This window comes from Cellulomonas sp. P5_C6, assembly GCF_054049635.1.
The window spans coordinates 1-6,739 of sequence record NZ_JBFULZ010000213.1 but is presented as its reverse complement, the minus strand read 5'-3'; the positions used below and the strand labels follow the sequence as shown (position 1 = coordinate 6,739).

General features: G+C 71.0%; 7 protein-coding genes. 6 read left to right on the top strand and 1 reads right to left on the bottom strand.

Annotated elements, in window-relative coordinates:
* The 6 genes from ACXJKG_RS18125 to ACXJKG_RS18100 form a co-directional block, all read left to right on the top strand.
* Positions 1-627, top strand: a 627-nt coding sequence (locus ACXJKG_RS18125; RefSeq protein WP_456847138.1) for a fibronectin type III-like domain-contianing protein, incomplete at its 5' end; no start/stop codon positions are given.
* Positions 628-711: 84 nt separating this feature from the next.
* Entirely contained in the window at positions 712-2,241 is a 1,530-nt protein-coding gene (gene arfA / locus ACXJKG_RS18120) for an arabinosylfuranosidase ArfA (RefSeq protein WP_456847137.1), read from the top strand.
* Complete coding sequence (locus tag ACXJKG_RS18115) at positions 2,238-3,800, top strand: GH39 family glycosyl hydrolase (RefSeq protein WP_456847136.1); 1,563 nt, start codon at positions 2,238-2,240, stop codon at positions 3,798-3,800. The genes arfA and ACXJKG_RS18115 overlap by 4 nt, the downstream gene beginning before the upstream one ends.
* Before the next feature lie 31 nt (positions 3,801-3,831).
* Positions 3,832-4,449 carry a CG0192-related protein gene (locus ACXJKG_RS18110; RefSeq protein ID WP_456847135.1) on the top strand — a complete coding sequence of 206 codons (618 nt, stop codon included), beginning with the start codon at positions 3,832-3,834 and terminating at the stop codon, positions 4,447-4,449.
* Positions 4,450-4,647: 198 nt separating this feature from the next.
* Positions 4,648-4,848 (top strand): hypothetical protein, encoded by a 201-nt coding sequence (locus ACXJKG_RS18105; RefSeq protein WP_456847134.1) that lies wholly within the window; start codon positions 4,648-4,650, stop codon positions 4,846-4,848.
* A gap of 105 nt (positions 4,849-4,953) precedes the next feature.
* Positions 4,954-5,166, top strand: coding sequence for a dodecin family protein (locus tag ACXJKG_RS18100; protein ID WP_456847133.1), 213 nt, complete (start codon positions 4,954-4,956; stop codon positions 5,164-5,166).
* Between the two features lie 371 nt (positions 5,167-5,537).
* On the opposite strand, the gene ACXJKG_RS18095 is transcribed toward ACXJKG_RS18100, so the two are convergent.
* Complete coding sequence (locus tag ACXJKG_RS18095) at positions 5,538-6,491, bottom strand: ANTAR domain-containing protein (RefSeq protein WP_456847132.1); 954 nt, start codon at positions 6,489-6,491, stop codon at positions 5,538-5,540.
* Between the last annotated feature and the right edge of the window lie 248 nt (positions 6,492-6,739).

Here is a 6,739-nt window from a genome sequence, read left to right as displayed (position 1 = left end):
GCCGTGGTCCAGGCCTTCTTCCCCGGGGAGGAGGGGGCCGGCGCGATCGCCGGCGTGCTSTCCGGSCGGGTCAACCCGTCGGGCAAGCTCCCGGTGAGCCTCCCGCGCTCCGCCGGGGCGCAGCCCTACTCCTACCTGCACCCGCCGCTGGGCGAGGGGCGTGAGGTCACCAACCTGGCCTCGACCCCGGCCGCGCCGTTCGGGCACGGACTGTCGTACGCGACGTTCGCGCACGAGGACCTCACGGTTCCTGCCGAGGTGGCGACGGACGGCTCGATCGTTGCCGAGGTCCGGGTGACGAACACCGGGACCGTGGCGGGTGACGACGTCGTCCAGCTGTACGGGCGTGACCTCATCGGATCGGTCACGCGCCCCGTCGCGCAGCTGGTCGGGTACCGACGCGTGCGTCTCGAGCCGGGAGAGTCCGTGACCGTGACGTTCGCGGTCCCGACGACGCGCCTCGCGTTCGCCGACCGGACCATGCGCCGGGTCGTCGAGCCGGGCGACGTCGACCTGTGGGTCGGGACGAGCCAGCACCGCGACACCGTCGCCCGCACGACGTTCGTCGGTGACGTGCACCTGGTGTCGTCGGCGTCGGCCCGGTGGACCGTGACCGAGATCGGCTAGCCGCCGGTCGGCGCCGCCCGCTGGTCGGCGCCGACCGTCTCTCGCTGGTACCGCTTCTCGCCGCCCGACCCGCGAAGGAAGCCCATGAGCAACGCCCACGTCGTCATCGACCCCCGGTTCACGGTCGGGCCGGTCAACCGCCGTCTCTTCGGATCGTTCGTCGAGCATCTCGGACGCTGCGTCTACGAGGGTCTGTACGAGCCGACGCACCCGCTCGCCGACGACGACGGATTCCGTGCCGACGTGCTCGCCCTCGTCCAGGAGCTGGGCGTGACGACCGTGYGCTACCCCGGCGGGAACTTCGTCTCGGGCTACCGCTGGGAGGACGGCGTGGGCCCCCGCAGCGCGCGGCCCCGCCGGCTCGACCTCGCGTGGCACTCGCTCGAGACCAACGAGGTCGGGCTGGACGAGTTCGCGCGCTGGTGCCGCACGGCACACGTGGAGCTCATGTACGCGGTCAACCTCGGTACGCGCGGCATCGAGGAGGCGCTCGACGTCCTGGAGTACGCGAACATCCCGTCCGGCACCACGCTCTCGGACCGCCGGGTCGCGAACGGGTCGCCCGAGCCGCACGACGTGCGCATGTGGTGCCTGGGCAACGAGATGGACGGCGACTGGCAGCTCGGCTACCGCACCGCCGACGACTACGGCTCGTTGGCCGCCCGGACCGCCAAGGGGATGCGGCAGCTCGACCCGGACCTGGAGCTCGTCGTCTGCGGATCGTCGGGCTCGGCCATGCCGACCTTCGGGTCCTGGGAGCGCACGGTGCTGCGGCACACGTACGACGACGTCTCGCACATCTCGTGCCACGCTTACTACCAGCTGCACGGCGACGACCTCGGCTCCTTCCTCGCGTCCGCGGTCGACATGGACTTCTTCATCGAGTCCGTCGTCGCCACCGCGGACGCCGTGAAGGCCGAGCTCAAGAGCGACAAGACGATCCAGATCTCGTTCGACGAGTGGAACATCTGGTACCTCGAGGAGCACCAGGCGGCCGAGAAGGACCGGACCGGACGCTGGCAGGTCGCCCCTCGGCTCCTCGAGGACCGGTACACGGTCGCCGACGCGGTCGTGCTCGGGAGCCTGCTGATCTCCCTGCTCAAGCACGCCGACCGGGTCACGGCGGCGAGCCTGGCGCAGCTGGTCAACGTGATCGCGCCGATCATGACGGAGCCGGGTGGCCCGTCGTGGCGCCAGACGACGTTCTTCCCGTTCGCGCTGACCTCGCGCCTCGCCCACGGGGTCACGCTCGCCACCACGATCGACGTCGGCTCCTACCCGACGGCCCGGCACGGACGTGCTCCGCTGCTCGACGCGACCGCGACCTACGACGAGTCCTCGGGGCGCGTCTCGGTCTTCCTCGTCAACCGCTCACAGGACGCGCCGACGACCGTGACCATCGACGTCTCGGGCTTCGGGGACCTCCGGGTCGACGAGTGCCAGGGTGTGCACGACGCCGACGTGCGTGCGGTCAACGATCTGCAGGACCCGACCCGCGTCGGGCCGACCGTGAACCCGTCGCCACGCGTCGAGGGCGGCATCGTGACGCTCGAGCTGCCGCCCGTCAGCTGGACCGTGCTCACGCTCGAGCGCGGACCGGGAGGAGCCGCATGACAGAGACCGTGATCGTTCCCGCGTCACCGCTCGGGCCCATGCCCGACGCCTGGCGTCGCTGCATCGGCACCGGACGGATGAACCTCGCCCTCCGAGCCGACTACCAGGCCTCGCTCGCGCGGGTGCAACGGGAGATCGGGTTCACCCACATCCGCGGGCACGGGCTGCTCAGCGACGACATGGGACTCCTGCGGACGGACGACGTCGGCGGTCGATCTCACCGCCGGTACTCGTTCACCTACGTCGACCAGGTCCACGACTACTTCCTGTCGCTCGGGATCAAGCCGTTCCTCGAGCTCGGGTTCATGCCCTCGGCTCTCGCCTCCGGGCCGGAGACCGTCTTCTGGTGGAAGGGCAACATCACACCGCCTGCCGACGTGGACGCGTGGGTCGACCTCGTGCAGGCCCTGCTCCGCCACCTGATCGACCGCTACGGCATCGACGAGGTCCGGACCTGGCCCATCGAGGTGTGGAACGAGCCCAACCTCGACATCTTCTGGAAGGACGCCGACCAGGACGCCTACTTCCGGCTCTACGCGGCGACCGCCCGGGCGGTCAAGGACGTCGACGCGTCGCTGCAGATAGGCGGGCCGGCCCTGGCGCCGGGTTGCGACGCGTGGTGGTCTCCGTTCGCCGAGTTCGTCGAACGCCACGACGTGCCGGTCGACTTCGTGAGCAGGCACGCCTATTCCTCGTACGAGCCTGCCGAGATCCCCTTCGGCACCTACCAGAGGCTCATGCCACCCTCGGCTCTGCTGGACCAGTTCGCCGAGCCCCGCGTGCACCTCGCCGGAACCCGCCTCGCCGACCTGCCCGTGCACATCACGGAGTTCAACACGTCGTACCGGCCCGACAACCCGATCCACGACACCGCCTACAACGCGGCCTACCTGGCGCCCGTCCTGGCCGCCGGAGGGGATCTCGTCGACTCCTTCTCCTACTGGACCTTCAGTGACGTCTTCGAAGAGCTGAACATCCCGACCTCGATCTTCCACGGCGGCTTCGGACTGCTGACGCACCGTCAGATCGCCAAACCGACCTTCCACCTCTACGCCTTCATGGCTCGTCTGGCCTCCCAGGTGCTCGCGCGCGGCGAGGACCACCTGGTGTGCACGGATCCGGACGGTCGACTGACGGTGCTGGCCTGGCAACCCGTCGGCGCCGGCGACGGACCAGCGGCCGACAGCCACGAGCTGGCCCTGTCGGTCCCGTGCAGCTCCTCGGGTTCTCCGCTGCCCGACGGGTCCGGCATGTTCGTCCGGCGCGAGAGGGTCAACGAGACGGCCGGCAACGCGTTCACCGCATGGCGCGAGCTCGGCCGACCGGCGTCACCCACCGTCCGGCAGCTCGACGACCTGCAGTCCTGTGCGACCCCCGCCCTGGAACACTCCCGGCTGACTGTGGCCGACGGACGCGTCACCCTGCGCCTGTCGCTGTCGCAGCACGAGGTGACCCTCGTCGAGCTGACCCCGGTCGTGGACACGATCTACGACGGCCTGGACGACCGACGTCTGCTCGGCGGTGTCGACGACCGCTTCCTGCTCGAGCACGAGCGCTGAGACTCGGGCTCGTCGGCCCTAGGGTTGGCCGATGGCCCTGATCCATCGCGCGTCCATCCGTCCGACCAAGGCCGAGCTGCTCGCCGACTGGGTTCCGGCACAGCCGTGGGGCGAGCAGGAGCTCACGCTGGTCGGCGCGTACCGGTTCGACGACCCGGACGGCGAGGTCGGCATCGAGACGCACGTCCTGTCGACCGCCGACGGGCACCTGCTCCAGGCTCCGCTGACCTATCGCGGCGCCCCGCTGGACGGAGCGGAGCAGTTCCTCGTCTGCACCATGGAGCACTCGGTGCTCGGGCGGCGGTGGATCTACGACGCGCCCGGGGACCCCGTCTACGCGCGAGTGCTCGCGTCGGTGCTGCTGGCGGACGTCGGTCAGGCCGAGGAGCTCGTCGAGGGCGCCGACGCCCCGCGCGAACCGAGCGTGCGCGTGAGCGCGAGCGGGTCTCGCTCGCGTGCCGTCCCGCCCATCGACGACGTGGTCGCGTCCTCGGACGGCTCGGTGACCGTCCTGGAGATGGCGGGGGGCCTGCGCCTCGTCGTCTGCCGTCGCCTCGACCGGCACGCGACTCCTGCCGACCACGAGTCCACCCTCACGGGCACGTGGTCGGGGGTCGACGCGCCGGTCCTGCTTGCCTACGTCACCTGACGCGCTGCTCGCACCGGGGAAGCCGGAGCTCCGCACCATGCGGTCCGGCGATCAGCCGTCCCCGGCGTGCGTGCACATCGCGCGACGTCGCTACCGTACGTGCGCTCGTTCCGGCGTGCGCTGCCCGGCGGGGCGCCGCACGATGGACCGGGCGTCCTGCAGTGTGCGCCGAGCTCTGATCCGCCAGGTGCGGCTCGGGTGGAGGTCACCGTGTGGGCATTCTTCTTCCGGCGGGTCCGGCTGTTCCTCGTCATCGCGATCGTCCTGCCGGTCGCGGCGTCGGTCGCGCGTCGGCTGGCGGAGCGGATAGAGCGGCAGAGTGAGGGCGCGACTTTCGGCTCGCGCGTCCTGCGCTCGATCGAGCGGGTGGCGGGCCGCGCGCGATCGATGCTCCGGTGAGGACCTGCGTCGTCCTCGACTCGGCCACGGCGTCGCTCCAGACCATGGCCGTGGCGCCCGAGCGCGACCAGTATGGAGTGGTCGGTACCGGGCTACGAGAGGGCCATGACCATGAGCGTGTATCGCGTGATCGACGTCATCGGGACGAGCACGTCGTCCTGGGAGGAGGCGGCCAAGGAGGCGATCAGCACGGCGGGCGGGTCGCTGCACGACCTTCGCGTGGCTGAGGTGACCAAGCAGGACGTCGTCGTCGGCGACGCCGGGGACCTCCTGTTCCGCACCCGCATCCAGCTGTCGTTCAAGTACAAGCCCGAGTAGGCCGCTATCGCGCGCTGGGTCGGCTCCAGCGCACCGAGCGGATGCTCTGCGAACGCCACAGGGCGACGATCGCGTGGGCGAGACGCGAGATGGTCGGGCTGAGTCCGGGCATCGCTGACCTCCTCGCTCAGCCGCCCGGACGGGCGGCGCCGTGCTGACAGGACCCGGACGGGGCATCGCCCCGCCCGGGTCGAGGCCTAGCGAAGGTCGCCGGGCTCGTCGCGATCGGGCACGCGGTCGTCGTCGCCGACCAGGGGGATGCCGAAGCCGATGCGCTCGTCGTCGTCGGGAACGCGGTCGTCGCGCTGGTCGTCGTCCGACCAGCTCTGATCATGCGCCGCTCGCCGCCGTGCCGCGACCCGCGACCGGGTTCAGCGGTGGGCGACGATCGGCGACCGCGCCACCGAGCGGGGCTCGCGGCCGCCGGCGGTCCCACCGCCCGGACCTCCGACGATCGTGACGCAGACGTGCTGTTCTGCGGCACGTCGAAGTGTCGCCACGATGACCTCGGCGGCAGCGGGGCCGATGCGGTGAGCGCTCCGGAGGTCGACGACGACGTTGTCGCTGCCACGGCCGCGCACCAGGAGCATCGCGATGGCTGCGGCCAGCTCGTCGCGGTTCGACAGGTCGACGGCTCCGGTGACGCGGAGCGTCGGGGTGTCACCCCGGTCGTCCAGGTGGAGCTCGAGCGGTGTTCGTCCGGACGGACACGGGAGCGGGCCCGCGGTGTCGGCGAGCGCGGCGCACACCGACTCGTCGATGAGCTCGCGGGAACGGCCGTCGAGCCCGGCCCCGACGGACGCGACGATGCGGGTGGCGAGGGTGCGAAGTCGCACGTTGCGGTGCTGGGAGCTGGATCTGAGCATGTCGAACGCGGCGGCGTCGTCGACGCCGTAGGCGACCATGAGCACGCCCTTGGCCTGGTCGATCGCGGCGCGGGACTCCAGGGCGATGGCGAGCTGCTCGTTGACGAGGGCTGCCACCGCGCTCTCGCGGCCGGGTGAGCTGTCGACGACGAAGCCGGAGGTCCCGATGATGCCCGCCGGCCCCTCGTTGGCGAGGACCAGCGACACGCGGTGCTCGCACCCCAGGGTGTCGACGAGCCGGTACTCGCAGCTGCGCGCCTCGAGATCGCCGTCCGTCTCGACGGCGTCGGTCACGACCGCTCTGTCCTCCGGATGGACGTGGGACAAGAACACCCCGGTCGTCGGCACGACGTCACCCGGCCGCATGCCGTGGATGCGGAACATCTCGTCGGACCACCACCAGCGGTCCGCGGTCGGTGTGAACCGGAAACGACCCGCCCGCGTCGTCGACGCGCTCATCGAACTCACCTCGAACCCGCCGGTGACCGGGACTCCTGCGCCCCGGGGCTGGTCCTGAACCCGGGAGAAGTTCCGACAGATCACCGTCGATTGTCACCAAAGAGCCTAGATCCAATCTGCCCCCGTGACGGCGTTGTCCGGGACCGTCCTCGAGTCACCGGCGGCAAGCCGGTGCCCTGAGGTCTCGACCGGCCGGATCGGCCGGTCGGACGTACGGTCGAGAGCGCGAGGACGCCGACCGTCCGCGC